At 68.7% G+C, this 20,616-nt stretch carries 24 protein-coding genes; 7 read left to right on the forward strand and 17 right to left on the reverse strand.

All coding sequences use genetic code 11. The features are described from left to right. Positions 1 to 6 precede the first annotated feature (6 nt). A complete protein-coding gene (locus tag EV653_RS17965) occupies positions 7 to 768 on the reverse strand; it encodes a phytanoyl-CoA dioxygenase family protein (RefSeq protein ID WP_134104897.1) in 762 nt (253 codons plus the stop codon). A gap of 87 nt (positions 769 to 855) precedes the next feature. Between EV653_RS17965 and EV653_RS17970 the strand changes: the two genes are divergently transcribed. Together EV653_RS17970 and EV653_RS17975 are read left to right on the forward strand one after the other, a co-directional pair. Beyond that, positions 856 to 1,533, forward strand: a complete 678-nt coding sequence (locus EV653_RS17970; protein ID WP_166679478.1) for a helix-turn-helix domain-containing protein — start codon at positions 856 to 858, stop codon at positions 1,531 to 1,533. An 84-nt stretch (positions 1,534 to 1,617) separates the two neighbouring features. Next, the gene (locus tag EV653_RS17975; protein ID WP_134104901.1) at positions 1,618 to 2,166 is read left to right on the forward strand and encodes an NUDIX hydrolase family protein; all 549 of its coding nucleotides are present in this window, start codon (positions 1,618 to 1,620) and stop codon (positions 2,164 to 2,166) included. Between the two features lie 46 nt (positions 2,167 to 2,212). On the opposite strand, the gene EV653_RS17980 is transcribed toward EV653_RS17975, so the two are convergent. Next, entirely contained in the window at positions 2,213 to 2,941 is a 729-nt protein-coding gene (locus EV653_RS17980) for an SDR family oxidoreductase (protein WP_134104903.1), read from the reverse strand. A 102-nt stretch (positions 2,942 to 3,043) separates the two neighbouring features. Between EV653_RS17980 and EV653_RS17985 the strand changes: the two genes are divergently transcribed. Both EV653_RS17985 and EV653_RS17990 read left to right on the forward strand, forming a co-directional pair. Further along, a complete protein-coding gene (locus EV653_RS17985) occupies positions 3,044 to 3,436 on the forward strand; it encodes a helix-turn-helix domain-containing protein (RefSeq protein ID WP_441294975.1) in 393 nt (130 codons plus the stop codon). A gap of 79 nt (positions 3,437 to 3,515) precedes the next feature. Continuing rightward, the gene (locus tag EV653_RS17990) at positions 3,516 to 4,265 is read left to right on the forward strand and encodes a glycoside hydrolase family 16 protein (protein ID WP_134104905.1); all 750 of its coding nucleotides are present in this window, start codon (positions 3,516 to 3,518) and stop codon (positions 4,263 to 4,265) included. 208 nt (positions 4,266 to 4,473) lie between these two features. Here the strand turns inward: EV653_RS17990 and EV653_RS17995 are convergent, their stop codons facing one another. Next, complete coding sequence (locus tag EV653_RS17995; protein ID WP_238159867.1) at positions 4,474 to 6,264, reverse strand: DEAD/DEAH box helicase; 1,791 nt, start codon at positions 6,262 to 6,264, stop codon at positions 4,474 to 4,476. Positions 6,265 to 6,412: 148 nt separating this feature from the next. Between EV653_RS17995 and EV653_RS18000 the strand changes: the two genes are divergently transcribed. Further along, on the forward strand, positions 6,413 to 6,685 hold the full coding sequence (locus tag EV653_RS18000; RefSeq protein ID WP_134104909.1) for a DUF3039 domain-containing protein: 273 nt from the start codon (positions 6,413 to 6,415) through the stop codon (positions 6,683 to 6,685). 6 nt (positions 6,686 to 6,691) lie between these two features. Here the strand turns inward: EV653_RS18000 and EV653_RS18005 are convergent, their stop codons facing one another. The 9 genes from EV653_RS18005 to EV653_RS18045 form a co-directional block, all read right to left on the reverse strand. Then, positions 6,692 to 7,249, reverse strand: a complete 558-nt coding sequence (locus EV653_RS18005; RefSeq protein ID WP_134104911.1) for a YqgE/AlgH family protein — start codon at positions 7,247 to 7,249, stop codon at positions 6,692 to 6,694. 7 nt (positions 7,250 to 7,256) lie between these two features. Beyond that, on the reverse strand, positions 7,257 to 7,646 hold the full coding sequence (locus EV653_RS18010) for a VanZ family protein (RefSeq protein WP_238159868.1): 390 nt from the start codon (positions 7,644 to 7,646) through the stop codon (positions 7,257 to 7,259). Continuing rightward, the gene (locus EV653_RS18015) at positions 7,643 to 9,070 is read right to left on the reverse strand and encodes an NAD-dependent malic enzyme (RefSeq protein ID WP_134104913.1); all 1,428 of its coding nucleotides are present in this window, start codon (positions 9,068 to 9,070) and stop codon (positions 7,643 to 7,645) included. Before EV653_RS18015 ends, EV653_RS18010 begins: the two co-directional genes overlap by 4 nt. 59 nt (positions 9,071 to 9,129) lie before the next feature. Continuing rightward, on the reverse strand, positions 9,130 to 10,275 hold the full coding sequence (locus EV653_RS18020) for a CaiB/BaiF CoA transferase family protein (protein ID WP_134104914.1): 1,146 nt from the start codon (positions 10,273 to 10,275) through the stop codon (positions 9,130 to 9,132). 46 nt (positions 10,276 to 10,321) lie between these two features. Next, complete coding sequence (locus EV653_RS18025) at positions 10,322 to 10,921, reverse strand: TetR family transcriptional regulator (protein WP_134104915.1); 600 nt, start codon at positions 10,919 to 10,921, stop codon at positions 10,322 to 10,324. A 22-nt stretch (positions 10,922 to 10,943) separates the two neighbouring features. Beyond that, a complete protein-coding gene (locus EV653_RS18030) occupies positions 10,944 to 11,783 on the reverse strand; it encodes an NAD(P)-dependent oxidoreductase (RefSeq protein WP_134104916.1) in 840 nt (279 codons plus the stop codon). A 5-nt stretch (positions 11,784 to 11,788) separates the two neighbouring features. After that, positions 11,789 to 12,496 carry an SDR family NAD(P)-dependent oxidoreductase gene (locus tag EV653_RS18035; RefSeq protein WP_134104917.1) on the reverse strand — a complete coding sequence of 236 codons (708 nt, stop codon included), beginning with the start codon at positions 12,494 to 12,496 and terminating at the stop codon, positions 11,789 to 11,791. 81 nt (positions 12,497 to 12,577) lie between these two features. Further along, positions 12,578 to 13,537 (reverse strand): alpha/beta fold hydrolase, encoded by a 960-nt coding sequence (locus tag EV653_RS18040; RefSeq protein ID WP_238159869.1) that lies wholly within the window; start codon positions 13,535 to 13,537, stop codon positions 12,578 to 12,580. Beyond that, entirely contained in the window at positions 13,534 to 15,357 is a 1,824-nt protein-coding gene (locus tag EV653_RS18045; RefSeq protein WP_134104918.1) for a hypothetical protein, read from the reverse strand. Before EV653_RS18045 ends, EV653_RS18040 begins: the two co-directional genes overlap by 4 nt. A gap of 79 nt (positions 15,358 to 15,436) precedes the next feature. On the opposite strand from EV653_RS18045, the gene EV653_RS18050 reads away from it, so the two are divergent. After that, positions 15,437 to 16,177 carry a MerR family transcriptional regulator gene (locus EV653_RS18050; RefSeq protein WP_238159870.1) on the forward strand — a complete coding sequence of 247 codons (741 nt, stop codon included), beginning with the start codon at positions 15,437 to 15,439 and terminating at the stop codon, positions 16,175 to 16,177. On the opposite strand, the gene EV653_RS18055 is transcribed toward EV653_RS18050, so the two are convergent. Both EV653_RS18055 and EV653_RS41210 read right to left on the reverse strand, forming a co-directional pair. Continuing rightward, positions 16,167 to 16,808 (reverse strand): phosphotransferase, encoded by a 642-nt coding sequence (locus tag EV653_RS18055; RefSeq protein WP_166679479.1) that lies wholly within the window; start codon positions 16,806 to 16,808, stop codon positions 16,167 to 16,169. The genes EV653_RS18050 and EV653_RS18055 overlap by 11 nt on opposite strands. Continuing rightward, the gene (locus tag EV653_RS41210; protein ID WP_166679480.1) at positions 16,717 to 17,043 is read right to left on the reverse strand and encodes a hypothetical protein; all 327 of its coding nucleotides are present in this window, start codon (positions 17,041 to 17,043) and stop codon (positions 16,717 to 16,719) included. The genes EV653_RS18055 and EV653_RS41210 overlap by 92 nt, the downstream gene beginning before the upstream one ends. A 271-nt stretch (positions 17,044 to 17,314) precedes the next feature. Between EV653_RS41210 and EV653_RS18060 the strand changes: the two genes are divergently transcribed. Further along, positions 17,315 to 17,536, forward strand: a complete 222-nt coding sequence (locus EV653_RS18060; RefSeq protein ID WP_130444901.1) for a hypothetical protein — start codon at positions 17,315 to 17,317, stop codon at positions 17,534 to 17,536. 55 nt (positions 17,537 to 17,591) lie between these two features. Here the strand turns inward: EV653_RS18060 and EV653_RS18065 are convergent, their stop codons facing one another. Genes EV653_RS18065 through EV653_RS18075 form a run of 3 tightly spaced genes read right to left on the reverse strand, consistent with a single transcriptional unit; the run spans position 17,592 to position 20,594 of the window. Further along, entirely contained in the window at positions 17,592 to 17,771 is a 180-nt protein-coding gene (locus tag EV653_RS18065) for a hypothetical protein (protein WP_134104921.1), read from the reverse strand. Further along, positions 17,768 to 19,084, reverse strand: coding sequence for a hypothetical protein (locus tag EV653_RS18070; RefSeq protein ID WP_238159871.1), 1,317 nt, complete (start codon positions 19,082 to 19,084; stop codon positions 17,768 to 17,770). The genes EV653_RS18065 and EV653_RS18070 overlap by 4 nt, the downstream gene beginning before the upstream one ends. 55 nt (positions 19,085 to 19,139) lie before the next feature. Continuing rightward, positions 19,140 to 20,594, reverse strand: a complete 1,455-nt coding sequence (locus tag EV653_RS18075) for a flavin-containing monooxygenase (protein ID WP_134104922.1) — start codon at positions 20,592 to 20,594, stop codon at positions 19,140 to 19,142. Positions 20,595 to 20,616 lie beyond the last annotated feature (22 nt).

The raw sequence follows: 20,616 nt of genomic DNA on the forward strand, positions 1-20,616 counted from the left end.
GAAAGATCAAACAGTCGGGAACAGCTCGTGGTCGAGCGGTGCGCCGACGGTCAGGCCGAGGCCGTCGGTGACCACGTGACCGGCGCCGGTGTACGTCGCCTCGGCGTCGAAGTAGATGTTGACGTGCGCGATCCGCGGGTCGTCGGTGAGGTTCGGGGTCGCCGAGTGCGCGAGGTACGCGTTGTGGAAGGTGCAGTCGCCGGCCCGCAGCGGGATCGTCAACCGCTCCTCCCAGCGCAGATCGGGCGAGGCGCGGAACAGGTCGTCGCGGTCGGACAGGTCCTGGCTGCGCAGGTTCTGATGGTCCTGCGAGCCGGGGATGAACGTCATGCACCCGCGCTCGACCGGTACGTCGACCAGCGCGATCCACGCCGACAGCGAGGCGCGGGAGCCGGCGTGCGGCCAGTACGGCGCGTCCTGGTGGAACTCGGTCGCGGCGCCGTTGTGCGGCGGCTTGATCAGCAACTGGTCGTGCCAGATCCGCAGCGGTACGCCGGCCAGCGCGGTCGCCGCGGCGGCGAGGCGCGGATCGAGGGTGAGTTCACGCAGTACGTCGTTGTCGCGCCAGACGTTGACGTACTGGTTGAAGATCTTCGACTCCTTGAACAGGTCGTCGGCGTTCGCGGTCGCGGCCACCGCGGCGTCCCGGAACCGGGCCGCTTCCTCACGGCTGATGATGTTCTTGATCCGCACCACGCCGTCGCGGCGGTAGGCGGAAATCGTCTCTTCGTCGAGGGTGAGCGGTGTCGTAGGCTCGGTCGTGGTCATCGAGGAGCTCCTGGATTCCGTTGACTGGAAGGTGATTCCAGACTCGCTGTTCGCCGGCGCTGCGGACAGGCAGTGGTTGACCAGGACTTGACTGATCTTGACCTCCTGGAGGCGGTCGTGCACAACGTGCTGAGCAGCGAGGTGTTCCCGGACCCGCGGCTACCGGTCGCGGGCGAGCGGCTCGAGCTGGTCGCGGACGTCGCCGTTCACAGCCACGCGTTCTTCGAGATCGCGGTGGTGGTCGCGGGGCGGGGCGTGCATGTGTCGGCCGCCGGGGAGGTCGAGCTGGCGCCGGACTCGGTGGTTGTCCTGCGGCCGGGCGAGTGGCACGGGTACGTCGACTGCGTCGGCTTGGTCGTACGCAACGCCTACCTAGGACCGGATGTGTTCGGTCTCCTCTCCGGCGCGCTGGTGCCAGGCGGTCCCAGCACCCGCGCGCCTGCGCACCCTGCCGTCCAGCACGCGATGCGCGTGCTGGAAGCCGACCTCGCCGAGCCATGGACGCTCGAACAGCTCGGAGCACGCGTCAACCTCGCGCCCGGGTATCTGATTCGTCTCTTCGGCAAGTCCGTCGGCATGTCCCCCATCGCGTACCTGAACCGCATCCGCGCGGAGCGAGCCGCCGGCCTCCTGATCGAGACCGAGCTCCCGGTCGCGAGCGTCGGCGCGATGGTCGGCTGGCACGACCCCAGCCACGCGACGAGAAGATTCCGCTCAACATTCGGACTGAGTCCATCCCAGTACCGATCCGCTTTCAGACCGTAACCCTCCCCATCCTCTCTTCTTTCTTTCCTTCCTTCTTCCATCCCAGTGCCGGTCTGCTTGCACCCCGTAAGCAAAGATGTGTTCATGACGTCGTCGTTGCAAACGCCTGACCCGAATCCCGGCTGGCTGTCCGAGTTCGCGCTCGCCGAGACCCGGACGCGGGTCCCGATCCTGTACGTCGAGGCCGTACCGGCCCGGGTCGACGCCCTGGGCCAGATCGAGCACATCGGGGTCCTGCTGCGGACCTCCGCCGCGACCGGCGAAATCATCCGCACGCTGGTCTCCGGCCGGGTCATGCACAACGAGTCGATCCGCGACGCGCTGCAGCGCAACATCGAGAAGGACCTCGGCCCGGCCGCGTTCCCCCGCCTGCCCGCCACGCTGGTCCCGGTCACGGTCGCGGAGTACTTCCCGTTCCCCGGCGTGACCCCGCTGCACGATCCGCGCCAGCACGCGGTCGCCCTCGTGTACGTCGTACCGGTCACCGGCGAGTGCAACCCGCGCCAGGACGCCCTCGAGCTCACCTGGCTCACCCCCGAGGAAGCCCTGGCGCCGAGCCTCCTGAACGACCTCGAGGGTGGCCGCGGTCAGCTGCTCAAGCAGGCACTGGCCTGGTCCGGCGCCATCGTCTGACACTCCGCAGACGGAGGCCTGACGCCCGGGCAGACGGAGTCGCGGGCTACCAGGCGAGGCGGCCATCCTCGGCGTACACCCCGCCGGTCGGACCGTCGGCGCCGAGCGTCGCCAGCCCAACGGCGACCGCCGCACCTTGGGCGGGCGTGCGCGCGGCGCTCCACCCACCCATATCTGTTGCGCAGTTCCCGGGATCGGCGGCGTTCACCAGGATGCCCGTGCCGCGGAGTTCGTTGGCGAGCATGACCGTGACCATGTTCACCGCGGCCTTCGACGAGTTGTAGCCGAGCGTCAGCACGGTCGACATCCGCGACTCCGGATCCCCGACCTGCTCGAACGACGCCAGCGACGTGGACAGGTTCACGACCCGCGCCGCGTCCGCCTTGTGCAGCAGCGGCAGGAACGCCTGGGTGACCGCGACCAGGCCCAGCACGTTCGTCTCGAACGCCTCCCGCAGTGCGCCGGCCTCGATCCGCGACACGGCATCGTCACCCGCCGGGATGATCGCGGCGTTGTTGATCAGCACATCCAACCGCCCGTACGACGACTCCACCCGCTCGGCCGCCGCCCGGACCGATGCCTCGTCCGTGACCTCCAGCTGGACCCCGACCGCATCGAGGCCCTCGGCAACCAGTTCCTTCACCGCCAACTCGCCGCGCTCGACGTCGCGTGATCCGAGCAGCACCGTGAACCCGGCCTGCCCGAGCTGCCGCGCGATCTCCTTGCCGATGCCCTTGTTGGCGCCCGTGACGAGCGCGATCTTGTGCGTGTTCATGCCGCCCACGCTCCGGCGGATCGCGCTTCCCAGGCAGAGCGAGCCGACCCTGGGATCGGCAGTCCCTGGTTGCGCCTCCACCCCGGCTGCGATCCTGGGATCGTGGATCGGGACGGACTGGCCGAGTTCCTTCGGGTACGCCGGGAGGCGCTGCAGCCGGCCGATGTCGGCCTGCCCGCCGGACTGCGCCGCCGTACGCCGGGTCTGCGCCGGGAGGAGGTGGCGAGCCTGGCGACCATGTCGACCGACTACTACACCCGCCTCGAGCAGGGCCGCGGCCCGCGCCCGTCCCGCCCTGTCCTGACCGGGTTGGCCCGGGCGCTGCGGTTGTCCGACGAGGAGCGCGATCACCTGTTCCGGCTGGCCGGCGAGCAGCCCGGTCCGCCGCCGGGACCGCCCGCCGAGGTACGTTCCGGCGTACTGCGGATGCTCGCGCGGCTCGACGTACCGGGGTGGGCTCGGAGTCCGACCAGGCGATCCGGCTGCTCGACGTGATCGGCACGCAGCAGTTGACAACCCGCCCCTGATCAAGCGACCGTTTGATCCGTTGGTTTCCGACGGAGAGGTCTAGCTGATGCGTAAGTTACTTACTGCTCTGGCGATGCTCGGCTTGTTCGCCGTACCGATCCGGGCGGCCGATGCCGCGCCGGGGAAGCTGGTGTTCGCCGACGAGTTCGACGGTACGGCGATCGACCGGACCAAGTGGGCGATCCACTCGAACGCGGAAGCCGACGAGTGCCTCGGCAACAAGGGCAACCAGCAACTCGAACGGCACACCTGGGACGCGCTGTCGGTCGGCGACGGGAAGCTCACGATGACGGCCCGGAAGAACAACCCGACGCCTGGGTACGAGTGGTCGGGCGCACTGATCACGACCGGACAGGCGTGCGGGCACGAGCCGGCGCAGTCTTTCGCCGTACGGCCTGGTGACTACATCGAGACGCGGCTGAAACTCCCGGCGGACAAGGGCTTCTGGCCCTCGACCTGGACGTGGAACGGCAACGGCTCGAACGAGCAGGACACCTACGAGTTCTACAGCGACAACCACAACGCGCTCTACCTCACCAACCACCAGTCCCCCGGTGGCGCGTGCACGTACCAGTCGCCGACCGACCTCACCACGGATTGGCACACGATCGCGGAACAGGTCGGACCGGACCATACGGTTTGGTATGTCGACGGCAAAGAGGTGTGCCGGCAGGGCGCGTACTCCGGGACCGGGGACGCCCTCATCCTCGACCTGTTCGTGTACGGGAAGATCCCGCCGACCGTGAGCTCCGGGTCGATGCAGATCGACTATGTCCGGGTGTATCGCCAGTCCTGACACAACGCTCACGAGCTGCACGGGCCGAACGGAAACCGGTCTGGTGCGTCGAGACGCTGACAGGCGGCTCGGTTCCACTTTGCGGGGTTATCCGCAGGTGTTGCTCCTTCTCCGCTGGTGTACGGAGCGAGAAGCAACAACACGCGCGGATAACCCCCGCAAATGGCCGTCCGTTGGAAGCAGCGGGGCCGGCGCGGACGCTCGAGGCTCAGGCCCGACGCTGGGTGGCCCAGTCGCGGATCAGCTCGATGCGCTCCTTGAGCTGGGTCGAGGAGGCGTGGGCGGCGGCCGGGCCGCCGAGCTTGCGGCGCAGGTCGTTGTGGATCACGCCGTGCGGCTGGCCGGTGCGATGGTGCCAGGCGGCGACGAGCCCGTTCAGCTCGCGGCGCAGGAGGGCGATCTGCTCGTGGGTGGCCAGCTCAGTGGGTGTCGGGTCCTCACGGTCGCTCGTCGACCGGGACGACTTCTTCTGCGCCGCCACGGATTTCTGCTGGCGCTTCTGCAAGAGCTCGCGCACCTGGTCCGGCTCCAGCAGGCCCGGCAGGCCGAGGAAGTCCAGCTCCTCGTCCGACGCCTGGTCGCCGCCCGTCCCGTAGTCGCCACCGTCGAACACCACCCGGTCGAAGCTCGCGTCCGAACCGAGCGCCTCGAAGTTCCCCTCGAGCTCGTCGCTGGCGCCCTCGGTCTGGTTCGCCTGCTTCAGCAGGTCGTCCTCGAGCGCGAAGATGTCGCCGTCGTCGTTGCTGTTCTTCCGGCCGAGGACGTGGTCCCGCTCGACCTCCATCTCGGCCGCGAAGCCGAGCAGCCGGGTCACTGACGGCACGAACACCGACGCCGTCTCGCCCCGCTTCCGCGCCCGCACGAACCGGCCGACCGCCTGCGCGAAGAACAGCGGCGTCGAGGTCGGTGTGGCATAAACCCCGACGGCCAGCCGTGGCACGTCCACGCCCTCGGAAACCATCCGGACGGCGACCATCCAGCGCGAGTCGCCCTCGGAGAACTTCTGGATCTTCTTGCTCGCCGCCTTCTCGTCGGACAGTACGACGGTCGGCGCCTCGCCGGTCAGCTCCCGCAGCGTCTTGGCGTACGCACGGGCCGTGTTCTGGTCACCCGAGATCACCAGCGCACCGGCGTCCGGCATGTGCCGCCGTACCTCGGTCAGGCGCTTGTCCGCGGCGGCCAGGACGGCCGGCATCCACTCGCCCGTCGGGTCCAGTGCGGTCCGCAGCGCCTGCGCAGTCAGGTCCTTGGTCAGCGGCTCACCCAGTCGCGCCGCGACCTCGTCACCGGCCTTGGTCCGCCAGCGCATCTCGCCGGAGTACGACATGAAGATGACGGGACGTACGACGTGATCGCGCAGCGCATGACCGTACCCGTAGGTGTAGTCCGCCTTGCTCCGGGCGACGCCGTCGTGGCCCTCCTCGTACGTGACGAACGGGATCGGGTTGTCGTCGCTGCGGAACGGCGTACCGGTCAGGCAGAGCCGGCGCGCCGCGGGCTCGAACGCCTCCCGCACACCCTCGCCCCAGCTGAGCGCGTCGCCGCCGTGGTGCACCTCGTCGAGGATCACCAGCGTCTTGAACCGCTCGGTCCGGACCCGGAACGCAAGTGGGTTGACCGCGACCCCGGCGTACGTCACCGCGACGCCCTGGAAGTCCTTGTTGGTCTTGCCGCGCCGCCCGGCGAACGCAGGGTCGATCGCGATTCCGGCCCGGTCGGCGGCCTCGGCCCACTGGACCTTGAGGTGTTCGGTCGGCGTGACCACGGTGATCCGCTCGATCACCCGCCGGTGCAGCAGCTCGGCGGCCACGGTCAGCGCGAACGTGGTCTTACCGGCGCCCGGCGTCGCCACCGCGAGGAAGTCCCGCGGGTTGGCGTCGAGATACAGCTTCAGCGCCTCGGACTGCCACGCGCGCAGCTTGCTCGCGGTACCCCACGCCGCACGCTCCGGATACGCCGGCGGAAGAACGGCTGGCGCGGCGGGCAGATGCGAATCCACGGACGGCATACTCCCCCGATAGTCGACTGTCGGCCGTGCAGGAACGTTACCTGACGGACGTGACAACCGTCGTACGGCATGTCGGGGTACGGGCAGTCTGTGGATAAAGTTCCCGGCGCGGCTGGTCGGGCGTCATACACTCTGAGGTATGAGTACTCAGCTGACCCCGGGTGCGGAGACGGTTGTCGATGAGCGGACGCAGCCGCTGGAGGGCGGGGACCACGAGCGGTTCTCGCACTACGTGCCGAAGGACAAGCTGACCGAGGCGATGGTGATGGGCACGCCGGTGGTGGCCCTGTGCGGCAAGGTGTGGGTGCCGAGCCGCGATCCGGAGCGCTTCCCGGTCTGCCCGGAGTGCAAGGAGATCTGGGACTCGCTGAACCCGGGCGACGACAAGGGCGGCGACGACGGCGGCGAGTAGCCCCCGCTAGTTCATCGTCGGGTCGTCGGGGTACGTCGCCAGGTAGGCCATCTGGTCGCTCTGGCGGCGCAGGACCCGGCGCCACAGCGTGTCCGGGTCATCCCCGAACACGTCCTCGGTCACCGACTCCACGACGTACCAGGCGCCCTCGGCGATCTCGCCCTCGAGCTGACCGCTGGACCAGCCGGCGTACCCGGCGAAGATCCGCATCCGGGCGATCGCGCCCTCGAGCAGCACCGGCGGTACGTCGAGGTCGACCAGACCGATCCGGCCGAAACACTCGCGCCAGCCGGGCGGATCCGTGGCCTCGACCACTTCGGCGACCGCGAGCGCGCTGTCGGTCCCGACCGGCCCGCCCATGAACAGCACGCCGGGCTCGTCCACGGCCGTCGACCAGTCCGGGAGCACCTGGTTCACCGCGAGGTCGGCGGCACGGTTCACCACCACGCCCAGCGCACCGTCGTCGTCGTGGTCCAGCAGCAGGATCACCGACCGGCGAAAGGGCGGTTCGTCGAGCAACGGGGTCGCCACCAGCAGCGATCCGGTCAGGGTCGAGACCGTCATACCTCCATCATGGCGTACGACGGTTCGCTCTACGGTGTGTTTTCGTGGCGATCCAAGCTCCGAGCGCGACCCCGGCCAGGTCGGCCAGCACATCGAACGGGTCGCCGTCACGCTGAGGCAGCAGCCAGTGCTGCACCAGCTCGCTCACGATCGCGTTGGCGGCCAGTGCTCCCAGCAACCATCGTGCGGGTACGCCGACCTTCAGCCCGGTGAACGCGACCGCTGCGAACAGGAAGCAGTGCGCGACCTTGTCGATCTGCGGGATCCCGATGTGCGGACCCGCCTCCCGCGGCGAGTACACGCCGTACAGCTGCAACGCCACCGCGGCGACGAACGCGATCCGCCAGAGCCAGATCGTCCGTGCCGTCTTCGTCTCGTCCGCTACCCGCACGGTCACGCCGGAGTGTCGTCCGGGTAGTTCTCGTGCGCCGGCGCCTTGCCGCCGGCCGCGTCGCGGACGGCGTGCGCGACGCGCGTGTGCACCTCGGGATGGAAGACGCTCGGCACGATGTACGTCGCGTTCAGCTCCTCGTCCGTGACGACGCCGGCGAGCGCCTTGGCGGCCGCGAGCTCCATGTCGACCGAGACCTTCGAGGACTGCGCGTCGAGCAGACCGCGGAACACGCCCGGGAACACCAGCACGTTGTTGATCTGGTTCGGGTAGTCGCTGCGGCCGGTCGCGACGACCGCCGCGTGCTCGCCGGCCTCGGCCGGGTCGACCTCGGGCACCGGGTTCGCCAGCGCGAACACGATCGAGTCGTCGTTCATCGTGGCGATGTCGGCGCCGTCGAGGATGTTCGGCGCGGAGACGCCGATGAACACATCGGCGCCCGCGAGCGCACCCTTGAGGTTGCCGCTGTACTTCGCCGCGTTGGTGTTCTCCGCGATCCAGCGCAGCTCCGGCGACAGGCCCGCGCGCTCGGTGTGGATGATGCCGTCGACATCGGCGACGACGGCGTCCTTCACTCCCGCGGCGAGCAGCAGCTTGAGGATCGCCGTACCGGCCGCGCCCGCGCCGGACAGCACCACCCGCACGTTCGTGATGTCCTTGCTGACCACGCGCAGCGCGTTGTAGAGCGCAGCCAGGACCACGACCGCCGTACCGTGCTGGTCGTCGTGGAAGACCGGGATGTCGAGCTCCTCGCGCAGCCGGGCCTCGATCTCGAAGCAGCGCGGCGCGGAGATGTCCTCGAGGTTGATGCCGGCGAACCCGGGGGCGATCGCCTTGACGATCTGGACGATCGCGTCCGGGTCCTGCGTGTCCAGGCACAGCGGCCACGCGTCGATCCCGGCGAACCGCTTGAACAGCGCGGCCTTGCCCTCCATCACCGGCAGCGCGGCCTTCGGGCCGATGTTGCCGAGGCCCAGTACGGCGGAACCGTCGGTGACAACCGCGACGCTGTTGCGCTTGATCGTCAGCCGGCGCGCGTCGTCCGGGTTGGCCGCGATCGCCAGACAGACCCGCGCGACACCCGGCGTGTAGATCATCGACAGGTCGTCACGGTTGCGGATCGGGTGCTTGGCCTCCATCGAGATCTTGCCGCCGAGGTGCATCAGGAACGTCCGGTCCGAGACCCGGCCGATCTCGACCCCCGGCACGGCCCGCATCGCCTCGACCAGCCGGCCGGCGTGCTCGGTGTCGGCCGCGGCGCAGGTGACGTCGATCCGCAGCCGCTCGTGGCCGGACGCGGTCACGTCGAGCGCGGTGACCAGACCGCCGGCCTGCTCGACCGCGGTCGTCAGCTTGCTCACCGTCGAGCCACCCGCGGGCACCTCGAGGCGAACGGTGATGGAGTACGAAACACTCGGCAAGGCAGTCACGCGGGTGATCCTCTCACGTCACTGGTAATGCCCCGAGGTTACGTACGTAAAGTGCATGACTAGTCGTCGAGCCAGGCTCTGACGGACTCGTTGTGCTCGCCGAGGCGGGGTGGCGGGAGGTTGGTCTCACGCGCTCCGGCGTACGGATTGTCGTCGAAGCGGAGCGGTGGACCGGGCAGCTGGACGGTGCCCAGGGTCGGGTGTTCGACGTCGATCAGCAGGCCCTGGGACAGCGTCTGCTCCCACTCGTACACCTGCTGGAAGTCGCGGACCTTGCCGGCCGGGATGCCCTTCCCGGCAAGGCGTTCCAGCCACACGTCGGCCGGCTCGGCGGCGAACGCGGCCTCGATCGCGGCGGTCAGCTCGTCGCGGTGCGCGACGCGTTGGGCGTTGACGGCGAAGCGCTCGTCGTTCGGATCGAGTCCGACAATCGGCGCGAACGTCCGCCATTGCCCCTCGCTTCCCACCGCGACCTGGATGCTGGTGTCGGCGGTGCGATACATCCCGTACGGCGCGATCTGCGCGTGGTGATTGCCTACGCGTTCAGGCAACTGATGCGCGACCGTCCACTTCGTCCCGTGGAACGCGTGGACGCCGATCACCGACGCGAGCAGGCTCGTCCGTACGACGCGACCCTTGCCGGTGATCGATCGCTCGTGCAGTGCGGCGAGGGCACCGTAAGCGCCGTACATGCCGGCCAGCAGGTCCGCGATCGGGGCGCCGACCTTGGTGGGCTCGACCGCGCCGGTGATGCTCATCAGACCGCCTTCGCCCTGCGCGATCTGGTCGTACCCGGCTCGCCCGCCGTCCGGCCCGTCGTGCCCGAAGCCGGTGATCGACAGGATCACGAGGCCGGGGTTGAGCTCGTGCAGGACCTCCGTGGAGAACCCGAGCCGATCGAGCACGCCCGGCCGGAAGTTCTCGATCAGTACGTCGGCCTTGCGGACCAGCTTGGTCAGGAACTCCTTGCCCTCGGCCGACTTGAGGTCCGCGGTCACGGACTCCTTGTTCCGGTTCGCCGACAGGTAGTACGTCGACTCGCCCTCGACGAACGGCGGACCCCAGCCGCGGCTGTCGTCGCCGCCGTACGGGGTCTCGACCTTGATTACCCGGGCGCCGAGGTCCCCGAGCATCATCGCCGCATGCGGACCCGCGAGCGCGCGGGTCAGGTCCACGACCACGACGTCGGACAGAAGGTTCTGCACGGCGCCACCCTAGGCGAGTTGTCGTCAGCCGGCCGTGACGCTCTTCTCACCCACGCGGCTCGACCACACTCCGAACGGCGGCCAGCAGCGCGGCCCGATGCTCACTCAGGCGATCGGCGTCCTCGCCGGCCGCCGCCCGCAGACCCGCCGGCGCACTCAACCAGCTCTCGGTCATCCGCAGCACGATCGCGAACAGGTCCACCGCCGGGATGTCGGCCCGCAATCGCCCTTCGCGCTGCGCGGCCTCGACCAACTCGACCCGCTCGCGATAACTGGCCAACTCCGCCTCGGTCGCCTCGGCTCGTTCGAACCCACGCCAGATGGCGATCCGCCGAGCCGCCGGATTGGCCAGGACATAGTCGAACCGGCTGGCCGCGAACGCGGTCAGATCCCCTGCGTCCAGCGGAACGGCCTTGACCACCGTACGCGCCTGCTCGTCCACGACCGCGTCGAACAGCGCGTCCTTGTCCCCGAAGTACACGTAGATGAGCCGCTTGTTGACTCCCGCGCGCTCGGCGATGCGGTCGATCCGGGCACCGGCGAGTCCGTACTCCGCGAATTCCTCGGTCGCGGCTTGCAGCAGCAGCGCCTTGGTCGCCCCGGAATCGCGGGGACGCCGTTTGCGCTCGGCGGTCGACTCGGCCATGCGGCTCACCCTCTCATCCCTGTCACGCACCGACGATCGCGGTCAGCTCGTCCAGCCCCCGCGCACCGCCGACGGCCCGCTCGATCACCTCGTGCGCCTGGTCGCCCAGCGCATCGACCGCTCCGCTGAACAGCTGCATGTCGATGAGCTCCAGCGGCTGCAGATGATGCACGTTCGCGGACGTGATCGACGGCCCGATCGCCTGCAACGCGAAGCTGCTCGCCGACCCGGAGCGCAGTACGTCGAGCAGCGGCTGGATCGGCAACTCCAGCGCCTGCGCCAGGTGCATCATCTCGAGGACGTTCTGGTGGTTCATCATCATCAAGGTGTTGTTGAACAGCTTGCCGTACTGACCCGATCCGGCCGGGCCGACGTGGATGACCTCCTTGGAGAAGGTCCGGAAGATCGGCGTGAGCCGCTCGACGACCCGCGCGTCGCCGCCGGCGATCGTGGTCAGCTGCCGGGCCAGAGCGACCGCGTGGCCGCCGCTGACCGGGGCATCCACCACCTCGACGCTGTACGGCGCGGCGAGCCGGGCCAGCTCACGCGCGGCCTGCGGCAGGCCGGTGCCGTGGTTGACAAGCACCGAGCCTCGCCGCAGGTTCGCCAGCAGGCCGCCGTCGACCGCGACCTGCAGATTGTCGGCGTCCTCGCGCAGACAGAGTCCGACGATGTCGACGGCGGCGGCCAGTTCGGCGATACTCGGCTGGACCGTGAAGGCATGGCCCTCGAGGACATCGAGCGACTCGGGGCGCCGGGCCCAGACGTGCAGCGGGTAGCCGCCGTCCGCGATCGCTTGGGCGATCGGGGCGCCCTGGTCACCGAGGCCGATGAAACCGACCCTGGGCTTGGGATCGGACATGACGGTCACCAGGCCAGCTGGCCGGCGGCGTCGAAGAACTGGCCGGTCGGTCCGTCCGGGCCGAGCTGTGCCAGCCGGACGATGGCCTCCGCGCCCTCCTCGACGGTCTGCGTACCGGAGTTGTGGTTCAGGTCGGTCCTGGTGAAACCCGGGTCGGCCGCGTTGATCCGGACGCCGGGGTACGCCTTCGCGTACTGCACGGTGATCACGTTGACTGCCGCCTTCGACGCCGGGTACTCGACGGCCGGGTAGAAGCGGGCCGGGGACTCCGGATTGGCAATCCCCCGCACCAGCGACAGGCCACTGCTGACGTTGACCACGACCGGCGCCTCGGAGCGCTGCAGCAGCGGCAGGAACGCGTGCAGTGTGCGGACCTGGCCGAACACGTTGGTCTCGAACACGCTGCGCATGCTGTCCGCGGTGACCTCGGCGACCGGGATGAAGCCGCCGTCGGCCGCGCGCGGCTCGACACCGGCGTTGTTGACCAGGACGTCCAGGCCGCCGTCGGCCTCGATGGACTTGGCCGCGGCCTCGACCGAGGAGTCGTCGGAGACGTCGAGCTGGATGAAGCGGGCGCCCAGCGTGTCGGCGGCGGCGCGCCCACGGTCGGCGTCGCGCGCTCCGACGTACACGGTGTGGCCGGCGGCGACGAGCTGCCGGGCGGTCTCATAGCCGATGCCCTTGTTCGCGCCGGTGATCAGGACTGTGGACATGATGCTCTCTCCCTCAAGGAAGTAACTAACTGGATATATACAGGATGGCGCGATCCAAGACGTAAGTCAATAGTTAGTTACTTAGTGGGCCTTGCGAGCGAGTGAGGCGAGCCGATGGGTGACGTCGCGAGGACGCTCCTGCATGAGCATGTGGCCGGCGCCGGGGTACATCCACAGGCGGGCGCCGGGAAGCTGCGAGGCGATCCGGTTCGCGTGCCGCGGCGGCAGCAGCCGATCGCGCGTCCCGTGCATGATCTCCACAGGCAGCTGGTCGAGCACCTTCAACGCATGCCCCCGCTCGTGCTCCAGCATCGTCGCGAAGAACCCGCCGTACGACGGCCCCGGCACAATCGCCAGATCCTCCAGAAACAACTCCACCTCAGCCGGATCCACATGCCTCCCGAACACCACCCGCCGCAAGGCCGGCGCCCGCAAACTGGCAGCAAGCACCGCCGCCCGCCGCCTGGCAGCGGCGGACCTGTCAGTTGCTTGTGCGTCTCTGCGCGCCGCTCGCTTGTCGGCCCTGGAGCCGACTGCGGTCAGGATGCGGGGAGCGATTCGGGCGGCTGCTGGGTCGAACCGCCGTGGTATACCAAGCGCGCCCTCGGTGAGATGCCCCGAGGTCGTGCTGACCAGCGCGGCGGCGCGGATCCGCGAGCCGAACAGCTCCGGGTACTGATCCGCGGCAGCCATCAACGTCATGCCGCCCATCGAGTGGCCGGCGTACACGACCGGACCGTCGCCGACGACCTCGTCCAGGACCGTCACCAGATCGTCAGCGAGCTGGTCGAGCCGCATCGACCCGACGGGCGCCGCCTCGGATCGGCCGTGCCCGCGGTGGTCGTAGGTGACGACGCGTACGGCGTCCGGCCCGAGCACCTCCGGCAGCTTCTCCACCTGGTTGTGCCACGACCGCGTCGAACACGTCCACCCGTGCACGAGCAGCACCGTCACCGGCGCGTCAGCCGGTCCGGTCACCTCGACGTTCAGCCGTACTCCGTCGCGAGCAGTCACCCCGGACCGCTCCACCTGGATCGTCACGCAATCTCCCGTTCCCGTTCGCCGGCCGCCAGATGAGCCGCACGCGCCCGCCCGCCGCGGGCACCGCGCCCGACCAGCCAGGCGATCCCGATGATCTCGAGCAGTCCGACCACCGCGAGCAGCGCATAACCGGCGTTCCACATCCATCGTGGCACGTCGGACTTCTCCTCGCGCCGCAGGATCTGCTGCTCGTTGACGAACTCGACCGTCTGGCCGTTCGACACCTGCACCGCCGGCTTCTCGATCGCCGCATCCTCCGGCGCGTACACCCAGGCCGCCACCATGTCCCGCTGCCCCTGGTGCAGCCGGATCATCGACTTCCACTTCCCGTACATCGGCAGCGCGCCCGCCGACCGATACGTGCCGTCGGCAACCTTCTCCATCGGCTGGTACACCAAACCGCCGCCCTGCCAGGCGAGCGCCTCGAACCACCGCGCACCGTCAGCAGCATCACCCGGCGACATCGTGATCGTGACGTACGCCGTCGGCTCGGCGCCCGTGGCCACCCGCTCCAACGACACCACACCCGACACGCCCGGGTCCGCCGACCGCGGCACACAGAAGAAGACGGTTGCCACGACGGCCACCAGCCCGGCCGCACCGAGCTGATGTGTACGCCGGATCGCCACCGGCCGGATGTGCTTGATCCCGACGGCCCGCTCCTCGCCGGCAACCTCGGCGTACCGCGTCGCAAGCCAGGCCCCGACGAGACCGGCTCCGACTCCGACGATCACGCCGTACGCGAGGGCGGACGGGAGCATCGAGGACGGCCAGGCGATCGGCATCCAGACGTGACTCCACGCGTACTCCGCCACCAGGCCGACGGTTCCGATCAACGCACCGGCGACCGCACCCAGGCGGAAGCGATTCTTGTTGCCCAAGGCAAGTGCGACCAGCTCGACCAGAATCGCTTCGACGATCAGCAACGGGAAGTGCCCGACGATCTGGCCCAGCGGTTCGGCCACCGCCCAGGCGATCCCGCCGCGGATGATCAGGTAGACCGCCAGCGCGGCGAACGTCGTACCAGGACCGCGCCGCGCTCGCAGGATCGTGAATCCCAGCGCGGCGCCGAACACGATCAGGATCGGCTGCAGAACAAGGGGAAACTGCGGTACGCCGTAGTTGAACTCGGTGCTGAACAGGTCCCATGCGATCAGCAAGGCACCGACCGACACAATCTCCTGGAACAGCCGGCGCTTGTTCGGCCCGACCAAATGCTCGACCTCGGCGATCGCCAGCAGCCGCGCGAAGATCGAGAACACCACCCCGCCGATCATCAGCAGGTGGGTCGGGCCCCACAGCGTGACGTCCTCACCGAACAGCCGGTGCCACACGTCGTCGAGCGGAAACCCGACCAGCGCGAACGTGCCGCAGACCGTCACCAGCGCAGCGCTGCACGGAATCCGCCAGCCCTTGGTCAGCTTGATCGTGCGTGCCGGCAGCGGCCTGCCCGCGAGCGCGATCGGCAACACGCCCGAGATGATCACGCCGAGGATGCCGAAGAAGATCGGGTAGTGCGCCGCCGTACCGAACGGGCCGGTGTCGCGGCCGCGGTCAATGTGGATCGCGATGTCCCACCACACCCCGAAGGCGCAGGCGAGCAGCGAGACCGCATGCAGGTACGGCGTCAGCGCGGCCCATCGGGGGACTCCGTCCAGTCTCCCGATGGTGTCCGCAAACCTACCTACCAGCGTGACGCGTCCGGTGCGTTCCCGCCACAGCAGTACGGCGAGTGCGAGGTAGACCAAGCCCACAACGCCGGTGACGATCGCGATCTGGTCGAAGCTCGCCGTACCGGTGGTCGCCAGCGGAATCGCCATCGAGACTCCTTACATCAGACATGCGCCATGCTTGATGTTACATCTACTATGTAACGTGGAGTCTGGAAGACTGTCAAGGGTGGAAGAGGAGCTCACTGTCGACCAACTGGCCGCCAAGGTCGGGATGACGGTCCGCAACGTGCGCGCGTACGCCGGACGCGGGCTGATCCCGCCGCCGCGCCTGGTCGGCCGGACCGGCTACTACGGCAACGATCACGTGGCCCGGCTGACGCTGGTCCGGGATCTGCTCGACAAGGGCTACACGCTAGCCGCGGTCGAGCGGATGCTGGGCGAGCTGCCCGATGGCGCACTCGCGCTCGGCGTCTTCGAGACCCTCGTCAACCCGTGGACGCCGTCGGAGCCGGAGGTGCTCGACGGCGAACAGCTCGCCGACCGGGCCGGCGTGCCGTACGACCCGGCCGTGATCGAGCGCCTGGTCGAGCTGGGCATTGCCGAGCGACTCGAGGACGGCCGGCTACGCATCCCGAACTCGGACCTGCTCCGCACCGGCCTCGAGGTGATCAAGCTCGGCGTCCCGATGGAAGCCATCTTCGAGATGCTGCCCAAGCTGTTCGCGCAGGCCGACGCGGTCGCCAAGACGTACGTCGAACTCTTCCGCTCGACCGTCTGGCGCGACTTCACCAACGCCGGCATGCCCGCCGACGGCTGGCCCGAGATCCAGCGAACCCTCGAAGGAATCATCCCCCTCGCCGGCCAGGCCCTGGTCGCAGCCTTCCGCGAAGCCATGGCCCGCGAAATAGAACAGGTCGCCTACGAAGAACTAGGCCTCGACCCGAAAGCCCTCCCCTCTACCGGCTGAGTCGCTGCAGCCCCAGGAGCCTATCCGCCCGGGCGGCGACGTCCTCCGCCGTCGTCAGGCCGGAGAGATGACGTCCGTACCAATGCACAAGGCTGGTCGCCTCTCGCATCAGCTCCAGTTCCGGTAGCGAGTCCAGCTCGGCCCCGGTGAGCGGGAATCTGTCGAGGTAGCCACGTTGGAACGCCTCGCCCGCGGCGGTCGGATGCCCGAAGTCGTTGAAGAAGTACCTGCCGACGGCCAGGTCCATCGCCCGGTAACCCGGACCACAGGTCTCGAAGTCGAGAATCGCAGTCACCCGGTCGCCGACCATCAGAACATTGCTCGGCGCGAAGTCGCCGTGGATGATCTGCCGCGGCAGATCCGTCCGCGGCCGGACGCCGGTGAGAATCCGCGCGACCTCATCTCGGCAATCGGCGGGCAGCCCGTCGATCAGCGGACCGAGGCTCGGCACTAGCGGGTGGATCGCGGTCAGGTTGCCGTCCCACATCTGGCCCGGCGGCAGGTCGGCCGGATCCAGCCGACCGAGCACATCGTCGAGCTCAGCCAGCGCCGCGCCCGACGCGGCCGCGCGCCCGATATCGCCCCGGACTGGGTGCTCCCCCGGGATCCGCCGACTCAGGCTCGCGCTCACCATCGAGCTCCCCGCGAACCACGGTCGACCCGTCATCGGCCGGCAGAGGGACCGGTACGGCGAAGGACAGTCCGCTCAGGGCGCGCAGTACGGCGTGCTCGTACGGCGCGACGGGATTGCGATGGATCCTCAGGACGAATTCGTCGCCGACGTAGTACCCGGCGTTGTTCGTCCCTGCGGTCAGCGTGCGTACGTCGTACCCCTGAAGTCCCCAGCGCCTCAGCAAGCCGTCCACCCTTACATCCTCCCTTAGCCGGAGTCAGGGATTCCTCGGGAAGTAGATAGGTAATCCTCCGCATGCGTGAACCGGTCCTCACGCGGGACCGTATAGCTACCAGAACAGACCAGGCAGGAGGACGGCGATGCGCCAGATCCAGATCCGTCGGCGGCCGCGCAGTACGACGACACGCCGCCAGACCCAGACTCAGACCCTCGACCTCCGGACGCCGTCCGGCCGTCCACTGCCGTTCTGAACCCAGAGCTGAAACCCGAGAGCTGAACCCGCCATGAAGCTTCGACTGCACGTCCACCACATCCGCTCCGGCGGGTGGTGTGCCGATATCGACGACGACAACGACCGTCAGCCCGACGACCCGTACTGGTGCGTCGACCAATGGCCCACGCTCGAGGCCGCGCTGAGCGCCGGCTGCTCCGAGCTGGCCAAGCTCGTCTCGATCGCAACACCCACGCGCCTGAGCGGGTACTACGAACCGGCTCTGGCCGCCTAGATCCACGGGGAACTACGGGGCGAGGCCCGGCGAACCGCAGGGGGTTCTCCGGGCCTCACTGTGTCCGGGTGTGATGCGCCTGATCAGGCAGGTCGCCGAGGTCGGCGTCCCAGTCGTCCTCGTCGGGAAGGTTTGCTTCGTTGCGGCGGGCGATGCGGATGAAGGCGGCGATCAGCAGGACCGGGCCGAGGACCATCGCGGTCTCGGGGATGCCGCCCATATGCAGGGCGATCATGATGCCGTCACCAGCGCGATGCCACCGGCGGTGAAGGCGACCATTGCCGCCAGCATCGGGTACTGCGCACGTCGCAACTGCCTGCGGCGGAACAGGTCGGCAGCGCGATCGTGCGCGGACACCACCCCGAGTACGTGTCCGAGCACGATCGCACCGATCTGGACCCCCGCGATGAAACCGGTGCTCAGGAACGCGTAGTCGATCCGCGTCCCGCTGGTCCCGAGCAGGTCCCATCCGCGCCCGAACGGGTCGGTCGCGAGCAGCCAGCCCTCCTGCCCCTGGAACAGCGCGAACGAGAAGTAGTGCGCAACGGCGTACCCGATCGCGATCGGCACCAGTGAATGCGCGAACGCGCCGGGCAGTCCGGCTGCCCCGATCCCGCCGGGCCGTGTCTGCGCGGCTCCCGTCGTCCGGGCGGCCAGCAGGAAGAGGCCCGTGACGATCGCGACCGAGATGACGAGCCCGAGTGTGTAGACCACGAGGTGTTGCGGGCGGCTCAGCTCGCCGGTGCGCTGGGTCCACGCCGACCAGCGGGAGATGCCGTCGAAGGCCGTTGACCCGAGCAACAAACACAGCAGCCCGACGATCCCCGGCCGCTGCGGCATCGTCGCCAGACCGGCCAACGGGTTACGCACCACCAACTGACCGTCGGCGGCCCGTCCGAGCGGGCTCAGCCGCGCGAGAACTTCGGCGTACACCTCGAAGCTGTCGCCGGCGCTATACCAAACCGGACCATAAACGATGCCTGCAGCAACATTCACGATCGCGTAGACGGTCACGGCAACGGCGACGACGAGCGGCTCGGAGCCGTCCGGGTATACCAACTCCAGCCAGAGGAAGCCCGCCAGTCCCGCCACGGCCGGCCAGTAGGCCACCCGGTCGGGCAGTTTCCGGTACGACGTACGCCGCACCAGGCGGGCGATCGTGCGCAACGGATTCGCGAACCGCCAGATCGGGCCGCAGAGCAGCGAGAGCGGGATGATGCCGACCCAGATCCACACGTACAGCCAGGTCGGCGCCGGGTTCCGCGACGGCTCGGGATCGCCGAACCACGCGGCGCCGAGCAGCAACCCGAGCGCCGTAAGCCCGGCAACCTTCAACACGACGCGAGTCGCACGGTTGTCGACGATCCGCGTCAGTACACCGAGCGGCCGCCCGCCGATCCGCTCGAACCGCGGCCGCGACCAGAACGCCGCAAGCGCGGAGAACGAGACTGCGACCGCGGCGCCGGCGGAGTAGATCGCCAGCCACAGCGGCACCGGGAGGTCCTCTCGACCACCGATCCCGTGCAGCGGCAGCACCAACCCCAGCACGGGAGCCTCCGATCAGCCCGGATGATCTGACCGATCGAATGTAACACGCTTGATGTCACATAGCGAGAGTCTGATACTCGGCGGGATTGAAGCGCCTGGTCAGCCGACGGAACCGGAACGTGAACGACGGCCAGAGGGTTGTGTTGCGGCCCTCCGAGTCCAGGTACCAGCTGGTGCACCCGCCGCGGGTCCAGATCGTGTTCTGCATCGACGCGCGGACCCCGTCGACGAACGCGCGCTGCACCTCCCGCCGTACCTCGACCTCCCGCAAGCCCTGCGCATCCATCGTCTTCAGCGCATCGAGGATGTAGGCGATCTGTGACTCGATCATGAAGACCATCGAGCTGTGGCCCAGGCCGGTGTTCGGGCCGATCAACATGAAGAAGTTCGGGAAACCGGCGATCGCCGTACCGAGGTGCGCCTCCATGCCGTCGGTCCAGGCCTCGCGCAGCGAGACGCCGTCGCGGCCGTGCACCATGTCCATCACCGGCAGGTCGGTCACCTTGAAGCCGGTGCCGTAGATGATCGTGTCGACCTCGTGCTTCACGCCGTCGTCCGTGATGATCCCGGTCGGAGTGACCTCGGCGATTCCGTCGGTGACCACCTCGACATTCGGCCGTGCGACCGCCGGGTAGTAGTCGTCGGAGATCAGCACACGCTTGCAGCCGAGGGTGAAGTCCGGCGTCAGCTTGGCGCGCAGCAGTGGGTCGCGGACCTGGTGGGCGAGATGCTTCTCGGCGACCTTCTGCGCCTGCTTCATGATCGCGGGCAGCTTGGCGAACCCGAGCACCATCGACTCGCGACCCCAGTAGATGCCGGCCCGAATCGCCTTCTGCACAAGGGGAAACCGCCGGTACAGCATCTTCTCGGCCGGCGTGATCTTGCGGTCAGGACGCGGCATCACCCACGGCGGCGTGCGCTGGAACAGGTGCAGTTCCTCCACCTCGGGCTGGATCGCCGGCACGAACTGGATCGCCGACGCGCCGGTCCCGATCACCGCGACCTTGCGGCCGCTGAGGTTCAGGTCGTGGTTCCACCGGGCCGAGTGGAAGACCTCGCCTTCGAAGTCCTCGATCCCGGGCAGCTTCGGGTACGACGGTTCGGCGAGCGGACCCATCCCGGACAGCACGATGTCCGCGGTGAAGTCACCCGCCCCGGTCGTGACCCGCCAGCGGCCGTCCTCCCAGCTCGCCGACTCGACCGCGTGACCGAAGCGGATGTGCGGGCGGACGCCGAACGCATCGGTGACGTTGCGCAGATAGTCCTCGATCTCGGGCTGCGGCGAGAACGTCGATGACCAGTCGGGGTTCGGCGCGAACGAGAACGAGTACAGATGCGAGGGCACATCACAGCGGCAGCCCGGGTACGTGTTGTCGCGCCAGGTGCCGCCGACGTCGTCAGCACGCTCCAGCACGACGAAGTCGTCGTACCCGGCCTGCTTCAGCCGGACCGCCATCCCGATCCCGGCGAACCCGGTGCCGATCACCACGATCCGATGCTGCTCAGTCATCCCTGGCCTCCCGCTCGGCTGG

Source organism: Kribbella pratensis (assembly GCF_004365355.1).
Classification (GTDB): Bacteria; Actinomycetota; Actinomycetes; order Propionibacteriales; family Kribbellaceae; genus Kribbella.

Excerpts from the sequence above, each read along its gene's own strand:
- EV653_RS17965 (WP_134104897.1), bottom strand. The coding sequence starts at position 768 with ATGACCACGACCGAGCCTACGACACCGCTCACCCTCGACGAAGAGACG.
- EV653_RS17975 (WP_134104901.1), top strand. The coding sequence starts at position 1,618 with ATGACGTCGTCGTTGCAAACGCCTGACCCGAATCCCGGCTGGCTGTCC.
- EV653_RS17980 (WP_134104903.1), bottom strand. The coding sequence starts at position 2,941 with ATGAACACGCACAAGATCGCGCTCGTCACGGGCGCCAACAAGGGCATC.
- EV653_RS17990 (WP_134104905.1), top strand. The coding sequence starts at position 3,516 with ATGCGTAAGTTACTTACTGCTCTGGCGATGCTCGGCTTGTTCGCCGTA.
- EV653_RS18000 (WP_134104909.1), top strand. The coding sequence starts at position 6,413 with ATGAGTACTCAGCTGACCCCGGGTGCGGAGACGGTTGTCGATGAGCGG.
- EV653_RS18005 (WP_134104911.1), bottom strand. The coding sequence starts at position 7,249 with ATGACGGTCTCGACCCTGACCGGATCGCTGCTGGTGGCGACCCCGTTG.
- EV653_RS18025 (WP_134104915.1), bottom strand. The coding sequence starts at position 10,921 with ATGGCCGAGTCGACCGCCGAGCGCAAACGGCGTCCCCGCGATTCCGGG.
- EV653_RS18030 (WP_134104916.1), bottom strand. The coding sequence starts at position 11,783 with ATGTCCGATCCCAAGCCCAGGGTCGGTTTCATCGGCCTCGGTGACCAG.
- EV653_RS18035 (WP_134104917.1), bottom strand. The coding sequence starts at position 12,496 with ATGTCCACAGTCCTGATCACCGGCGCGAACAAGGGCATCGGCTATGAG.
- EV653_RS18045 (WP_134104918.1), bottom strand. The coding sequence starts at position 15,357 with ATGGCGATTCCGCTGGCGACCACCGGTACGGCGAGCTTCGACCAGATC.
- EV653_RS18060 (WP_130444901.1), top strand. The coding sequence starts at position 17,315 with ATGAAGCTTCGACTGCACGTCCACCACATCCGCTCCGGCGGGTGGTGT.
- EV653_RS18065 (WP_134104921.1), bottom strand. The coding sequence starts at position 17,771 with ATGATCGCCCTGCATATGGGCGGCATCCCCGAGACCGCGATGGTCCTC.
- EV653_RS18075 (WP_134104922.1), bottom strand. The coding sequence starts at position 20,594 with ATGACTGAGCAGCATCGGATCGTGGTGATCGGCACCGGGTTCGCCGGG.